Source organism: Streptomyces sp. NRRL S-244 (assembly GCF_000717915.1).
In the GTDB taxonomy this organism is placed as follows: domain Bacteria; phylum Actinomycetota; class Actinomycetes; order Streptomycetales; family Streptomycetaceae; genus Streptomyces.
In genome coordinates, this window is the sequence record NZ_JOCX01000018.1 from 85684 (window position 1) to 100786 (window position 15103).

General features: G+C 70.8%; 13 protein-coding genes. 8 read left to right on the forward strand and 5 right to left on the reverse strand.

Features of this window, described 5'->3' with window-relative positions; genetic code table 11:
- The first annotated feature begins 16 nt into the window (after positions 1 to 16).
- The gene (gene ppgK, locus IF02_RS0122345; protein ID WP_030159607.1) at positions 17 to 775 is read left to right on the forward strand and encodes a polyphosphate--glucose phosphotransferase; all 759 of its coding nucleotides are present in this window, start codon (positions 17 to 19) and stop codon (positions 773 to 775) included.
- Positions 776 to 788: 13 nt separating this feature from the next.
- Here the strand turns inward: ppgK and IF02_RS0122350 are convergent, their stop codons facing one another.
- The gene (locus IF02_RS0122350; protein WP_030159608.1) at positions 789 to 1325 is read right to left on the reverse strand and encodes a DUF6542 domain-containing protein; all 537 of its coding nucleotides are present in this window, start codon (positions 1323 to 1325) and stop codon (positions 789 to 791) included.
- Between the two features lie 135 nt (positions 1326 to 1460).
- Here IF02_RS0122350 and ychF point away from each other — a divergent pair, with 135 nt between their 5' ends.
- Positions 1461 to 2549 (forward strand): redox-regulated ATPase YchF, encoded by a 1089-nt coding sequence (gene ychF, locus IF02_RS0122355; RefSeq protein WP_030159610.1) that lies wholly within the window; start codon positions 1461 to 1463, stop codon positions 2547 to 2549.
- Positions 2550 to 2708: 159 nt separating this feature from the next.
- On the opposite strand, the gene IF02_RS0122360 is transcribed toward ychF, so the two are convergent.
- Positions 2709 to 3323, reverse strand: a complete 615-nt coding sequence (locus IF02_RS0122360) for an antibiotic biosynthesis monooxygenase (protein ID WP_030159611.1) — start codon at positions 3321 to 3323, stop codon at positions 2709 to 2711.
- Positions 3324 to 3812: 489 nt separating this feature from the next.
- Here IF02_RS0122360 and IF02_RS0122365 point away from each other — a divergent pair, with 489 nt between their 5' ends.
- From IF02_RS0122365 to IF02_RS0122380, 4 genes are read left to right on the forward strand one after another with little or no spacing between them, the layout of a single operon-like run.
- Positions 3813 to 4565: a hypothetical protein gene (locus IF02_RS0122365; protein WP_030159613.1), complete on the forward strand. Its 753-nt coding sequence runs from the start codon at positions 3813 to 3815 to the stop codon at positions 4563 to 4565.
- Positions 4549 to 5754, forward strand: coding sequence for a hypothetical protein (locus IF02_RS0122370; protein WP_030159614.1), 1206 nt, complete (start codon positions 4549 to 4551; stop codon positions 5752 to 5754). Before IF02_RS0122365 ends, IF02_RS0122370 begins: the two co-directional genes overlap by 17 nt.
- Positions 5751 to 7949 (forward strand): CHAT domain-containing protein, encoded by a 2199-nt coding sequence (locus IF02_RS0122375; protein ID WP_030159616.1) that lies wholly within the window; start codon positions 5751 to 5753, stop codon positions 7947 to 7949. Before IF02_RS0122370 ends, IF02_RS0122375 begins: the two co-directional genes overlap by 4 nt.
- Positions 7949 to 8608, forward strand: coding sequence for a hypothetical protein (locus IF02_RS0122380; protein ID WP_030159619.1), 660 nt, complete (start codon positions 7949 to 7951; stop codon positions 8606 to 8608). Before IF02_RS0122375 ends, IF02_RS0122380 begins: the two co-directional genes overlap by 1 nt.
- Positions 8609 to 9157: 549 nt before the next feature.
- Here the strand turns inward: IF02_RS0122380 and IF02_RS0122385 are convergent.
- A complete protein-coding gene (locus IF02_RS0122385; RefSeq protein ID WP_030159621.1) occupies positions 9158 to 9739 on the reverse strand; it encodes a Uma2 family endonuclease in 582 nt (193 codons plus the stop codon).
- A 236-nt stretch (positions 9740 to 9975) separates the two neighbouring features.
- Between IF02_RS0122385 and IF02_RS33230 the strand changes: the two genes are divergently transcribed.
- Together IF02_RS33230 and IF02_RS0122395 are read left to right on the forward strand one after the other, a co-directional pair.
- Positions 9976 to 13218 carry a M36 family metallopeptidase gene (locus IF02_RS33230; RefSeq protein ID WP_158708537.1) on the forward strand — a complete coding sequence of 1081 codons (3243 nt, stop codon included), beginning with the start codon at positions 9976 to 9978 and terminating at the stop codon, positions 13216 to 13218.
- Positions 13211 to 13672 carry a hypothetical protein gene (locus IF02_RS0122395; protein ID WP_158708538.1) on the forward strand — a complete coding sequence of 154 codons (462 nt, stop codon included), beginning with the start codon at positions 13211 to 13213 and terminating at the stop codon, positions 13670 to 13672. Before IF02_RS33230 ends, IF02_RS0122395 begins: the two co-directional genes overlap by 8 nt.
- On the opposite strand, the gene IF02_RS0122400 is transcribed toward IF02_RS0122395, so the two are convergent.
- Together IF02_RS0122400 and IF02_RS0122405 are read right to left on the reverse strand one after the other, a co-directional pair.
- A complete protein-coding gene (locus IF02_RS0122400; RefSeq protein ID WP_030159627.1) occupies positions 13665 to 14387 on the reverse strand; it encodes a hypothetical protein in 723 nt (240 codons plus the stop codon). The two genes, IF02_RS0122395 and IF02_RS0122400, sit on opposite strands and share 8 nt — an antisense overlap.
- On the reverse strand, positions 14384 to 14953 hold the full coding sequence (locus IF02_RS0122405) for an RNA polymerase sigma factor (RefSeq protein ID WP_030159629.1): 570 nt from the start codon (positions 14951 to 14953) through the stop codon (positions 14384 to 14386). The genes IF02_RS0122400 and IF02_RS0122405 overlap by 4 nt, the downstream gene beginning before the upstream one ends.
- Between the last annotated feature and the right edge of the window lie 150 nt (positions 14954 to 15103).

Here is a 15103-nt window from a genome sequence, read left to right on the forward strand (position 1 = left end):
TTCGTACGGTGATTCCATGCAGATCTTCGGCGTGGACATCGGTGGTTCAGGGATCAAGGGCGCTCCCGTGGACCTGGACCGTGGCGAGCTGGCGCAGGAGCGCCACAAGGTACTGACACCGCAGCCGGCCACCCCCGACGGGGTGGCCGGCTGTGTCGTCGAGGTGGTGCGCCACTTCGACTGGGACGGACCCGTGGGGGTGACGTTCCCGGGGGTGGTCACCGGCGGGGTCACCCGTACGGCGGCCAACATGGACAAGGGCTGGATCGGCGTCGACACGGCCGCCCTGCTGTCGCAGCGGCTCGGGGGCCGGCCGGTCACGGTGCTCAACGACGCGGACGCGGCCGGGATCGCGGAGATGACGTACGGCGCGGGCAAGGGCCGAGGCGGGACGGTGATCCTGCTGACGCTCGGCACGGGCATCGGCAGCGCACTGTTCACGGACGGCCGGCTGGTGCCGAACACGGAGCTCGGGCACCTGGAGCTGAAGGGCCACGACGCGGAGAAGCGGGCGTCGGTCAAGGCCAAGGAGGACGGGGAGCTGACCTGGGAGCGCTGGGCGCACCGGGTGCAGCGCTACCTGGAGCACGTGGAGATGCTCTTCTCCCCGGACCTGTTCATCATCGGCGGCGGCGTGAGCCGCAAGCCGGAGAAGTTCCTTCCGCTGATCGAGGACGTACGGGCCGAGATCGTCCCGGCGAAGCTCCAGAACAACGCGGGCATCGTGGGCGCGGCGATGGCGGCGCGGGCGGCGAGCGGTTCGGGCACGTCTTAGGCGCTCAGGCGGCTCAGGCGGTCCGGCGGGGGAGCCTGCGCCGCGAGATGAGCACGGCCTTCCGCACGACGACGATCAGCGCCGAGACGAGGGTCCCCCCGTACAGCCAGCCGGCGTGCAGCGACAGGGCGGACACGATGCCCATGAGCTCCGCGCCGAAGCCGCCGGAGCCGCCGGAGATGGGCCACAATCCGGCGGCGAAGGCGATCGGGGCGGAGATCGGGGCGGTGATCAGGTCGGCCGGCCGCACCCAGAGGGCGGTGGCCGCCGCGACGGGCAGGAAGAGCAGCCCGTACGCGAGCAGCGAGCCGCCGAAGAGCAGCCAGGCGATCCCGGCGGCCAGGGTCATCGCGACGCAGGCGAACAGCCCGCCGCCGAGCCCGGTCAGCCGGGGCCGCGGCAGCCGCCGGGCGGGCGCGGGCCGGGGCCGGCCGCCGCCGCCCTGGGCGGGTACGCCGCCGATGGGCTGCGCCGCCGGGGCCGGGCGGCGCGGCTGCTGCTGTTGCTGTCGCTGCGGGTGATCCACCGAGTGCGTCCTGTAGTGCTCCACCCCACCACGCTAGGCGGGCCGAGCGCGGTATCGGTGTGGGGACACGCGTACAACGACTGCCACTCATCGGAAAGTAAACTGTCCGGTGGCCCACTCCCGGGCCGCCGCCCCCTCCAGCTACGGGAAGTCGCCAACGTGTCGCTCACGATCGGAATCGTCGGCCTGCCGAATGTCGGCAAGTCGACCCTGTTCAACGCCCTGACCAAGAACGACGTGCTGGCGGCCAACTACCCGTTCGCCACCATCGAGCCGAACGTCGGCGTCGTCGGCGTCCCGGACCCGCGCCTGGCCGTGCTCGCCGGCATCTTCGGCTCGCAGCGCATCCTCCCGGCGACGGTCGACTTCGTCGACATCGCGGGCATCGTGCGCGGCGCCTCGGAGGGCGAGGGCCTCGGCAACAAGTTCCTCGCGAACATCCGCGAGTCGGACGCGATCTGCCAGGTCATCCGCGCCTTCAAGGACGAGAACGTCGTGCACGTCGACGGCAAGGTCTCGCCCAAGGACGACATCGAGACGATCAACACCGAGCTGATCCTCGCCGACCTCCAGTCCATCGAGAAGGCGGAGCCGCGCCTGACGAAGGAGTCCCGCCTCCAGAAGGAGAAGGTCGCGGTCCTGGCCGCGGTCGTCGAGGCGAAGAAGATCCTCGAAGCGGGCGACACCCTCTTCTCGCACGGCATCACCAAGGGCACGGAGCAGGGCGACCTCCTCCACGAGCTGCACCTGCTGACCACGAAGCCGTTCCTCTACGTCTTCAACGTGGACGAGGACGAGCTGGTGGACGACGCCTTCAAGGCGGAGCAGAGCGCCCTGGTCGCCCCGGCGGAGGCCATCTTCCTGAACGCGAAGCTGGAGCAGGACCTCTCGGAGCTGGACGACGAGGAGGCCCTCGAGCTCCTCCAGTCGGTCGGCCAGGACGAGCCGGGCCTGGCCACCCTCGGCCGCGTCGGCTTCGCCACCCTGGGCCTGCAGACCTACCTGACGGCCGGCCCGAAGGAAACCCGCGCCTGGACGATCAAGCAGGGCGCGACGGCCCCCGAGGCGGCCGGCGTGATCCACACCGACTTCCAGCGCGGCTTCATCAAGGCCGAGGTCATCTCCTTCGCGGACCTCGTCGAATGCGGCTCGGTCCCCGAAGCCCGCGCCAAGGGCAAGGCCCGCATGGAGGGCAAGGACTACGTCATGCAGGACGGCGACGTGGTCGAATTCCGCTTCAACGTCTGAGCGGACGGATTGGCACCACGTCGCTGACGTGGCAAACATGCAGGTCAGAAGGGGTCGGACTCTGTCGAGTCCGACCCCTTCCGCATTCCCGTGCCGACCTGGTGCCGACTTGGAATCGCGGTGTCGGTCCGAGTGGGAAGGCGCGCGAGGGGCGCAGGGTCAGGTGTGGGGGACCGCCGTGGCGAGGACCACCTCGAATTCCTCCAGGCTGCGGGTGGTCACGTGGGCCTTCGTCGCGACCTCTCCGCGGACCGCCGCGACGGCGCCACGGGAGGCCACGAGTGCGTCGCGGTCGGTGTAGAGCGCGCCGACAGCGGCTCTGCCTCGATCGCGGTCGATGAGCAGGGAGATGCCGGCCAGTCCGGGGATCTCCTGGACCTTGGGCAGTGAGGTGTCGCGGAAAGTGTCCACCAGCAGGTCGATGCCGGGCGGCTCGACGTCCATGCGGACCAGCCGGAACCCCGCGCCCGGCCCGAGTTCCTCTGCGCGCCGGGCGACCGCCGCTTCCCAGTTGTCGACCGTCACGGTCTGCGCGAAGGGCGCCATCATCTCGGCCCGCCGCTTGCTCAGGTTCTCGTAGCTGGCCTGCCGGGAGGCCTCGTCCTCCCACCACGATCCCACCAGGAGCTTGCCGAGCTCGCGGTCGGCGAGCAGGCCCATCCCGCGAAAGCCCGGCTGCGTCGACAGCAGCGCGCGCCCGTCGGTCCGGAGGGCCTCGGCGACCCCGTCGAGCTCGGCCGGATCACCCGTTGCATAGATGGTGCGAACGTACATAGCGCCCTTTCCTGCCTTCCGATGGCCCCGCGCGGGCTCGTGTTCCCCACTCCATGCGATGGCCGGGGCGGATGGGGGTCAACGTGGCAGAGGCATTCAGGTGAAGAGGCGGGCCGTCGCTGGGCGCGCGCGGCTCCCTGTGGAGCCCCTGGGCGACGAGTCGGACTATTCGTGCGACGGTCTCTATGACGGTGCTGATTCTGTGCTGACTTGGAGCGGCGGGAGCGCGTTTCCGCAGGTGGGGGCGCTGTAGTGCACGTTCCGCTTCAATGTGTAGTGGTGTTCCCCCTGCTCCAACTCAGGTGAAGTCGCAGGTCAGGAGCGGTTGTTCATTTCGATGGACGGCCGCTTCTGTTGCGTTCGGAAAACCTGTGCCGGATCCGTGCTGGATTCTGGCGATCCCTCAGCGGCGAGGCCTGCTCCCGTTACCATAGAGGCCTTTACTCACCGCCGAGGGGGCGCGCCTGCGGGTGCGGAGGGGTCGGATCAGTGAGCGTCAGCGCGCGGTACACCAAAGAACTTCGGGAACGGTTCGGCTACTCCGCCACGTGGCTCCCCACGGTCCGGATCGGCCTCGGTGACGTCGGTCGGATGGTCGGGTACGAGTTCGAACGGCTGGGTGGGCTCGCCGACTTCGGGGTGCGGTTCGAGGCGCGCGGGTGCGAATCGGTCGGGACGATGGCGTATGCATCGTCGGGTGGAGTCGAGGTGACCGTCGGCGGCACCGCCGAAGTGGCATCGGGGCCGTGGGCGGCGCCGGCCGGGGTGGCGATGTCCATCAAGTTCTCGCGCGAGGGTGCGGTGTGGTTCCAGGCCGAGGCGTGTGTGGTCGAGGCCATCGAGGACCTGCTCGCCCTGGAGTCGGAGATCGTGGCTCTGAACGAGGCGGGCAAATGGGACGACGACCTCGTGGTCGTCACCGAGGTCATCCGGGCCGAGCAGGGCACGGTTCTCGTCTCCGGTGGCGCGCAGGGCGGGATCGACTTGACCACCCGGGCCGAGGTGCCCGCAGTCGGTGGCCGCGCCGGGGTACGGGTCACCGCGTCGCGCAACATCGGAACCCAGGTGGTCGGGTACGGCGACCTGACACCGCTGTTCAGGGCCAAAGGCATCCGGCGGCGACTGCTGAGACGGGCGACGCTCACCAGTCGGCTGGACGCAGGGGCGCCGCTTTCGCAGGTGCCGGAAGAACAGTTGCCGTCCGTCTTCCTCGGCGACGTCGACTATGACCACTTCGCCTGATGAGGGCCGTCCCACGCCCCAGTGGGAGTTCCTCGCAGCTTTCGGTGATGTCGACGAGGACCTGGTCGAGTCCGGCCGGATCCGGTTGGCGTTCGATCCCGCCCTTGCGGCCGCGGTCCGCGCACTGCGCACCGGGGTCGGCCTGGAAGATGCCCTGAGCCAGGTCGAGCGGCAGATCGCGCTGGCCGCGGCGGCGCAGCGCTGGGTCTTCCGCGACGCCGTCGAGCGCGCCGGGGGTGACCGCGAGCTCACCCCCGCGTATCTTTCGGCCGGCCTCTGCGACCTGCACCTGCGGGCATTCGAGCTCGAGCAGCGGCTCGGACGCCGGGAGCGGGCCAAGCGGCACCTGGTCCGCGCGGTCGCGACCGGAGTTCCTCATGGACTGCCGAAGCGCCTTTTGGTCGGCCTCTACGTAGAGTCCGGCGCGTACCGTTCCGCGGTCGACACCCTCACCAGGGCGGTCGACGACGAGGACGAGGACGAGGGCGCGACACGGCGCGCCATGGCCATGGCCCAGCTCGGGGATGAGCTCGCGCCGCTCAGCCCAGAGCAGAGCAAGCTCTGCTTCGAGCGGGCCCGGGAGCGTGATCCCGACGGTGTCGTCGGCGTTCTGGCCGACTACCGACTCCGGGTCCTGGATGAGGCGAGGCCTTCCGACGACGTGATCGCCGGCAGGCTGGAGAGAGGCCTGGAACTGTATCTCGACGGACAACGGGAGCCTGCGGTCGACCACTTGGTCTCCGGTCTCGCCTGGCACCAGTACTCCCCCCGTGCCTGGTTGGGCCTGGGCCTGGCCTACCGGGCAGTGATCCCCGACTCTGTACTCCCTGCTGCAGTGCTCAGTGACGCCGAGCGGAACGACCTCCTCAGAGCCGTTCAGGCCCTGCGCATGGCAGCGGACCTCATGCCGGATCAGCCCCGGGCGCACTACGAGGTCGCCCTGCTCGAACTGGCCCTCGGCCGCCCCGTCGCCGCCCTGTCAGCGATGAACCGCTATCGAGCACTCCGTCCCGACGACGTGACCGCCCTCGCCTACACCGGCATGACGCACTTCGCGAGGGGCGACCTGCACGCGGCGGTCTCGGCGACCGGCGAGGCGCTGGAACGCGAGCCGGAGAACCTGATCGCCAACGAGATGCTCCTCGTCTTAAGGGAGTTCGCGTTGCGGAAGCTTGAGGAGCGCTTGTGACGTCCGGTGACGAACTCGAGGCGGACATGCGACGGCTCGACATGGATGGCAGGTTCGTCTCGCTGGTCATGAAGGAGGAGTCCTTCTCCGCGATCGGTATCGGCGCTCCCGTCATCGTGCTGCCGGTCAACCTGCTCCCGACCGTGCTGCGGCAGTCGCGGGGCCTCGACCGGGAACTGCTGACGACGGGGCTGCGACAGTCCGTAGCACAGCTCCGCCGAGGTGAGCCCACGGCTCTGCTCGCAGAGAGCCTTCTCAGTCTGGCCCGGGCCAGCGAGGGGGCAGACGGTCTGGAACGGCAGCTCGCCCTTATCGTGGAGGCCATCGCTGCCCTTCGGCAGGCCGGCGCTCCGCACAGGCTGCCACGCGCCTACGTCGCCCTCAGCAATGTCCTGAAGAAGATGTACCGCCTCTACGACGCCCTGGCGGCCCTCGACCGCGCCGCCGACGCCGAACGCGAGCACCGTGACACCGGAGCGCTCCTGGCGGTCCACTACGAGCGGGCCGCGATGCTCCGCCTTCTCGGACTTCAGGCTGAGGCGCTGTCGGAGCTCGATCACGCGACCGGTGCACTGCGCGCCATCGGACCGGGAACGTCCGACAATCTGTGGGCATCGCGCATCCGGTCGGAGACCCTCTTCTGCCTCTCTGAACTCGGCCGTGCTGAGGAGGCCCTCGCAGAAGCGGACGCCTGGCTCGCTTCCTCGCCCGGAAGCGCCGTGGTCACGCCCGCTCTCGTGCGTGCCGATGTCGTGCGCCGCCGATCCGGTGCCGGTGCCGCCGCGGACGACTATCTGGAAGTGGCGATCCGCGCCGCCCGGAACATCTCCTCCTACTCCTCGACACGGTTTCGGCGCGGTGCTCGTGATCATCACGACCAGGTCTTCACCACATCCATCAGTGCGCTGATCGAGGCGGGGCAGCACGCCGGAGCGTTCGCGGCCTGGGAGATGGCCAGATCCGGCGCGGCACTGCTGCCGAGAGACGAGGACGCCTACGTGCAGGCGCTCCGCGACGGCATGCGCGACGAGATCGCCACCGAGGCTGCGGAACTCGTCGGGCATGCTCGCGGCGCGCTCGCGGCGGGTGACCCGTCGGCCTTGGCCGACTGCCAGGACCGGGCCGACTGGCTTCTGTTCCGCAACGACATGCTCGGCCGGATCCCCCGGCCGCGAGCGGCCTCCCGCGAGCTGGTCGACGCGTGGATGGCGGAGCTGCGCGGCACGGTCAAGCCGGGGACCTTGCTTCTGTCGTACGCGGCGATCGGTGACCGAGTCTGCGTGTTCGCGGTGACCTCGGGTTCAGTGGTCTGCACACCCCTTGACGTTCCGAGGGCCGAGGCGGGCCTGCTGGCGATGAGCACCGCACGGGAATGCCGTGGGCTGTTTCCCACGGACGCGCTCGACGAGTCGGCCCGACGCCTGCTCGATCCGGTCGGCCGACTCGTCGTGGACGCCGAGGCAGTCGTGATCGTGCCGTGCGCGGACCTGCATGGCCTGCCCTTCCACGCCATGCGGCCCCTCCGCGGCAAGGCAGTCACCTACAGCACCCGAGCGGCCGATCTGCGACCGGGCAAGGCTGGCCGGGAGAGCCCGTTGAGCGCGACCTCGCACTGGACCGGGCTGGGAGTGCCGTCCCCTGCGTACTCCTCGATGCCGGAACTCGGTCATGTCCGTGCGGAACTGCGGGATATCGGCGCTCACTTCAAGGCCCCGACCTTCGTCGTCGATCCGCCGGCCACCGCGGCCGACCTGCTGGGGCCGACGGCCCAAGCCGATGTCCTGCACATCGCCTGCCACGCCGCCTTCGAACCTGGCGCCCCGCACCTGTCACGTCTGCTGCTCGCAGACCGGCCGGTCTTCTCCTTCGAGATCGCGGTGACGCCCCTCGACGCCGAGCACGTCGTCCTCAGTGCCTGCGAGACCGCCGACGCCGCGGCACACCAGGGCGGCCACACACAGAGCCTCGCCTCGGCGTTCCTCAACGCGGGTGCGTCCGGTGTGACGGGCTCGCTGTGGCCGGTCGACGACTGGGCGGCGGCCCGGTTCCTGACGACCCTCTACGAACACCGGATCAGTACCGGCGCCACGATGGCTGACGCGCTCAGCTGGACTCGATCGGTGTTCGCGGAGGAAGCCCCCCACCCGCACTACTGGGCGCCGTTCGTCCACATCGGCGCATTGGGAGTCGACTGATGAGCCGCGTCTGGGTCCACGCGATGAACGTCTCAATCGCCGACGAGCCTCGGGCACTCGTGCCCCGTCAGCAGCCGAGGGTGCGAGGTGCTGAGCGGACGGATTCCGGTCGGGCCCTCGAAGACGAGATCGACTGCCGGGTGTGTCGGCTCCGGGCCGTTCACCACGCCGACGGTCTGCTTCTCGTTTCCTGCGGTCTTCGTGTGCGCACCTCGGAGGCGATCGTGCTGCGATGGGCCCGGCTCCGGATCACGCCGACGACGCAGGACGTTGAGGTGCTGTCCGGCTTCCCGCGGTCGGTGCTGGAACCCCGGCTCTTCACCGGCCGCTTCAGCCTCTCAGCGGACGCCGAGTTGGAGCGAGAGGAGCTCCACAGTCACGGGTCGGCCGGTCCGGAGGCACGCTTCCAGCCCCACCTCGTCGCAGGTCGGATCGAGCCACGCGGGATCTTTTGGGACTTCCATTCCGCCGACGGCGCCCTGCCTGAAGGAGCGGACCGGCTCTTCTTCGTCGCTCGCAGCTCCGAGGATGCGGGCGCCGCCTTTGAGATCAACGCCCTGGTCTCGGTCGCGGCAGTGACAGGATCGGTCGGCGAGCGACGCGAGAATCTCCTCGAGCTGCCGCCGTACGTCCGAGCCGTCGAATCCCCTGCACGGTGAGTGCAGGCAGTCCGAAGCGCGGTTGCGCGATGTCCTCTGCGTGCCGGATTTTCTGCTGGATCGTGGCCTCCGATGGGCGATCGGTACAGGTCGCAGCGTCTTCGTCGTTGTTGCGTCACGAACGGCAAGGACAGCGCTGCCTAGTGGCAGTCCATGATGGCGATGTCGGGTACGCCGGGCTCGACGCGGTACGTGCCGTGAGACAGAGGAAGACCGTACGCACTCAACGGAACATCCGCTGGTTCGCGAGCAGCCTCGCTGTGGCGCACGGCGAGCAGGACCCGTGGCCGCTGCCAGTCCGCAGCCAGTCCGCAGGACACCCGTAAACAGCCGTCGGGAGCCAACGCATGCCAACGAAGAAATCCCGGGTCAGGGCCCTCGGCGGAGCTCCGCCGCAGGTCAGGATCAGCCCGCAGACATTCCGCTTCAACGTCTGAGCGGACGGATTGGCACCACGTCGCTGACGTGGCAAACATGCAGGTCAGAAGGGGTCGGACTCTGTCGAGTCCGACTCCTTCTGCATTCCCGTGCTGACTTGGTGCTGACTTCTCAGCTGCTTCGGGGCGGTGTGAGCTTGTCGAGATCCAGGCTGACCTCGAAGGGCACCGGGCGCTGGAGGGTGCCCCGGAAGATCCCGGCGGGCGCGTAGGCGCCGGTGGGTTCGTCGAGCTCGTAGACGTGGACGACGGGTGCCCCGTCCTCGTCCTCGATGCACCAGTAGTGCGGGATGCCGGCCTCCGCGTACTTGCGGAGCTTTACTGTGCGATCGCGATGGGCGGACTCGGGTGAGACAGCCTCCACGACGAGCCTCACGTCCTCCGGGGCGTACCAGGTGCGGTCGGGGTCGTACGGCAGGGTCGTCAGCAGAAGGTCAGGCTCGGGGCGGTTGCGGGCATCGAGGCGGATCGTCATTTCGCGCTCGACCTCGAAGCCGGCCGGCGCCTGTGCCATGAGCGTGGTGGTCAGAGCGGTAACGAGGCGGCCATGCCAGGACCGCTGGGGCGACATCATGAAGACGAGGGCTCCGTCGATCAGCTCGGTGTGGCGAGGCGCTTCCGGGAGGTGGTCCAAGTCCTCCGCGAACCAGCCTTCCGCGCGCGGCGGGCGCATCCAGTCGGGCAGTGCGGTCATGGCTTCACGGTAGCGGCCGGCAGCTCGGGCCGGAGGGAACGCGTCTCGGTCGGGGGATTTGAGGCGGCCTTCCGCGCGGGCCGGGCGCGGGCGGGGTGTGCGTGCTAAAGGGGTTCGGCGGGGTGGGTGGGCGGAGAGCCTCGTTGACGGGTGGATCTTGGTGAGTAGGGTCACGGAGCGCACGCGGTCTCGACAGCAGACCCGGGGGAAGCGTGGGCGCTCGGGAGGCTCAGGCCGTGACCAGATGGCGATTGCGCACGCGGTTGTGGACCGCGGTGACCACCACCGGCCTGTTGCTGGCCCTGGCCCCCGGACCGGCCGCCGCCGCCCCGCCGGGTGCCGCGGATCCCGCCGATCCGACCGTACGGCGTGACCCCGCCACCGGGCACGCCCGGATGATCTTCAACTCCGGGGGGTACCTGACCCCGGCGTCCAAGCGGGCTCCCGAGCACGTCGCGCTCGCCTACGTACGCGACCACCGCGGGGAGTTCGGGCTCACCGCCCGGCAGGCCGAGCAGCTCGTCGTCGTCTCCTCGTACCCCACCCGGCACAACGGGGCACGGCAGGTGACGATCGGCCAGAGCATCGACGGCATGCGCGTCCACGGCGGGCTCCTCACCGCCACCGTCGACAGGCGCGGCCGCCTCGTGATCCTCGGCGGCGCCGTCGTGACCGCCGAGCCGGCCGGCACCGTGGAGCTGACCGCCAAGCAGGCCCTCGACCAGGCGGCCGAGGCCCAGGGCGCGCGCCCCCAGCACACGCAGGCCGGCACCGACAACCGCGACAAGGGCCGGCAGAAGTTCAAGAACGTCTACGCCAAGCGGCTCACGAAGCCCAACGACGTGACCGCCGAACTGGTCTGGTTCCCCGCCGGCTCCGGCCGCGAGCTGCGCCCCGCCTGGCTCACCGACATCGAGGTCTCGGGTACCTCCTGGTACGAGACGGTGGTCGACGCCGCCGACGGCCGGGTCCTGAGCCGCGAGAGCCGCTACCACCACGCCGGCCCGGAAGGCACCGTCTTCACGGCCCAGCACCCCGACATCAGCGGCGCCACCCGCACCGTCACGCCGCTCACCGGCCGCGACGGCTCCTGGGTCGCGGACCGGCTGACGCAGGGCAACAACGCCAACGCGTACCGGGACGAAGACGGCGACAACACCGTCCCGGACACCGGGAACGACGCCGTCCGCCCGCAGTCCCCGGCGAGCGGCGACCCGAACCACCAGCACTTCAACTACACGTTCAACGACACCTGGCGCACCAACGCCAGCGCGACGCAGGCCAACCTCGACGCCGACGTCAACCCGGCCATCACGCAGCTCTTCTACTACACCAACGTGATGCACGACTACCTCTACGACCTCGGGTTCGACGAGGCGTCGCGCAACTTCCAGGTCGACAACTTCGGCCGCGGCGGCTCGGGCAACGACCCCGTACTGGCCGAGGCGCAGGACGGCTGGGACCTCGGCTGCCTCGACGACGCCATGCCGCCGAACGCGATCCGCTGCACGAACAACGCCAACTTCGGCACCCCCGGGGACGGCACCAGCCCGCGCATGCAGATGTACATGTGGCAGCCGCCGGGCCGGCCGTACCGCGACGGTTCGCTCGACGGCGACGTCATCGCGCACGAGTACGGACACGGCGTGTCCAGCCGTCTCGTCGGCGGCGGCCACCTCGGCGGCGGCTCCCAGACCGGGGCCCTCGGGGAGGGCTGGAGCGACACGATCTCCTTCCTCAAGTGGGGAGACGCGACGGTCGGCGAGTACGTCACCGGCAACACCGCCACCGGCATCCGCTCGCAGGCGTACGACACGTCCACCGAGAAGTGGGGCACCTTCAACCCCGCCCGCGGCGTGCACCGCAACGGCGAGATCTGGGCCGCGACGATGTACGACATCCGCGAGGCCAAGGGCGTCGCGTTCACCCAGCAGCTCGTCATCGACGGCATGAAGAACACCGTCAGCACGCCCAGCTACCTCGACGCGCGCGACGGCATCCTGGCCGCCGACATGACCAACAACGCGGGCGCGAACCAGTGCCTCCTGTGGCGGGTCTTCGCGGGCCGCGGCATGGGCGCTAACGCCGCCTCCAGCGCGGACCAGAGCACCGTGACCGCCGACGAGACCGTCCCGGCCGCCTGCCTGCCGACCGCGAAGGCCGGCGGCCCGTACACGACGAACGAGGGTACGGACGTCACGCTCAGCGCGGCCGGCTCCACCAAAGGGACCGCGCCGTCGGCCGGGAACCTGACCGCGTACGCCTGGGACCTCGACAACGACGGGCAGTACGACGACGCCACCGGGGTCACCGCCGCCTTCGCCGCGGTGGGCGGGGACGGCGTCTCCACCGTCGGGCTGCGGGTGACCGACGCCGCCGGCAACACCGACACCGACTCGACGACGGTCACCGTCGCGAACGCCGCACCGGTCGTGACGCTCCAGCCGGTCCCCCCGGCCGGGGAGAACCGCCCCGTCACCCTCACGGGCAGGATCAGCGACCCGGGCTGGCTCGACCCGCTGACCGCCACGGTCGACTGGAAGGACGGGGCGGGCCGGCAGGAGCTCACCGGCACGCTGGAGAACGACCGCCCCGACGCGACGCTGACCTTCACCGCGGAGCACACGTACGGGGACGACGGGACCTTCCCGATCGAGGTCTGCGGCAGTGACGACGACACGAGCACCTGCCGGACGGTCGACGCGACCATCGCCAACACCGACCCGACCGCGTCGATCTCGGGCGACGGGCAGACGACGTACAACGGGCAGAAGGCCTTCATCGCCCACGCCGGCACGCCGATCGCCGTCACCGGCGCCTCGGCCGACCCGGGCAGCGACGACCTGACCCTGAACTGGCTGTGGGGCGACGGGGCCTCGGACCACCTGGTCTCACTGGTGAACCCGCCGGCCACCGACCCGGACCCGAGCCCCTCGATCCAGCCGCGCGACGTGACGGAGACGAAGTCGCACGCGTACCCGGCCGCCTGCCTGTCCACGCTGACGTTCACCAGCACGGACGACGACGGCGGCAGCGCCTCCGACACTGCCTCCGTCATCACCACCGGCAATGCGCTGCGGGCGCGCAACCAGGCGTACTGGATGGGCGAGTTCGACGGGCGGGCGCCGGACCACTTCACGGCGGCGCAGCGGGCCTGCCTGCTGGGCGTGGCCTCGTTCATGAGCGCCGTGTACGGGCCGCTGGCCGACGCCCAGGCGTACGCGATCCTCAGCTCGGGCTCCCCGCAGCCGCGGCCCCTGGTCTCCCAGCAGCTGCTCGCGGCGTGGCTCAACTTCGCGAACGGGTCGTACGACCTGTCCACGCCGGTCGACACCAACGGCGACTGGAAGACGGACTCGACCTTCGGGGCGGCGGTGGCCAACGCCGAGGCGGTCTACAACAACCCCGCGTCGACGCGGAACCAGCTGCTGAACCAGGTCGACGTACTGCTGCGCTTCAACGTGCGTGACGGTGGCTGACCGGCGGCTGGTGTGCCTCGCCGCCCTCGCCCTCTTCACGGGGTGCGGGGGCGGCGAGGTGCGTGCGCCGGCGAAAGGGACGCACGAGCCGGACGGTACGGGTGACCCGGGCGCCACCGGCGGTACGGGTGACCAGGGCGTCACCGGCGGTACGGGTGCCACGGCGGCCGGGGCGGCGACCCCGGCGCAGGGCCGCGTACTCACCGGGGCCGACGACGGCTTCGCGGGGCGGCTCGCCGTCGGGCAGAGCGCCCGCCTGCGCCTGCCCCTCCCGGAAGGCGGCCCGGAACCCGCCGCCCGGGGCGATGCGGTGCTGCTGATCCCCATCAGCAACGTGACGGGCTCGGGCCACCGCGAATGGGAGCTCCGCGCGGTCCACCCGGGCACCACCCGCATCACCGTCCCCCGCCCCGGCGCCGCCTCCCCGGCCACCGTGACCCTCACCGTCACGTGACCGGCGGGGCGGCCGCGGCCTGGGCGAAGTGGGCCGAGGCCAGGACCGAGCCCTCCGGGGTGAGGAGGCGGGCGCCGGCCAGGGTCGTGGCGTTCACGTCGGTCGTCGCGACCCAGTAGCCGTAGCCGTCCCGGAGCGAGAACGTGCCGAGGCGGGTCATCGTGCCGTCCGTGTGGTCGAGGACGCAAGCGATCTCGGGCATCGGCTTCTCCAGGTCCACCGACATGTACACCCAGCCCTGCGCGCCCGGGTGGGCGAAGACCCGGCCCACCTCCCGGCCGCCGGTGACCAGCGGGGCCTGGAGCAGCTCGGCGCCCGCGCGGGCCGTCGGGGACGCGGGAGGCGCCGAGGCCTGTTCGATCGCCGTGCCCGCCGCCCAGCCGCCGAACCCGCACGCCACCGCCAGGGCGGCCGCCACCGCCGCGACCCGGGGCCGCAGCAGCCACCGCCGGGCCGGAGCCGGGGCGGGCTCCGGAGCCGGGGGCGGCGCCTGGAGGCGGGAAGTGACCCGGCTCTCGAAGCCGACGGGGGGCTCCGTCCCCGGCAGCAGGCCGAGCAGGTCGTCGCCGACCAGCGCCAGCTGCTCGATGTGCTCCCGGCAGCCGGGGCACTGGTCCAGGTGGGCGACGGCGCGGGCGCGCTCCCGTGCCGGAAGGATGCCCAACGCCAGCTCGGCGTCGCATTCCCTCAGCTGCTCGCAGGTCATCTCGCTCATCGCCGGATCTCCTCGGTCCCCAGGGTCCTGCGGAGCTTGTGCATCGCCGTCCGGATCCGCGTCTTGGCCGTCCCCAGCGGGACCTGCTCCATGTCCGCGATCTGCTGCGCGGTCAACCCGTAGATGCCCGCCATCACCAGGGCGCGGGCCTGCTCCCGGGGCAGGGCCGCCACGGCCGCCCGTACCCCTGCCGAGGTCTCGGCGGCGACGGCGTGCTGCTCGGGGGTCTGCGTCACGATGTCGAGGAGGGCGTCCAGGTCCTCCGGGGCGACCGGATTGGCCCGGCGGGCACGGACCGCGTCGATCGCCAGATGGTGCGCGATCGCCGTCAGCCAGGTCCGTACCGACCCGCGGCGCGAGTCGTAGACCTGCGCGTGCCGCCACGCCCGCTCGAACGTCTGCTGCGCGATGTCCTCGGCGAGCTGGGCGTCGCCGACCACGGCGATGGCCACGCCGAAGACCGTGCGCTGGAAGCGGCGCACGAACGCGACGGCGATCTCGGGATCACCCGTCGCAAGGCCCGACAGCAACGCTTCGTCCGGCGCACGCCCGAGCGGGAGGCCCATTCTCTGCACGTCAGTGGATACGTTCGGCCTCCCCGAATGGATTGATTCGGGTTCGTGCGGAAACATCCCTTCATTCTCCTCCTGTCCCCGCTCACGCTCCCGTCCGCGCCCTCCCGGCCGCCGTGCGCAGGTCACGGGGGACCCCGCCGA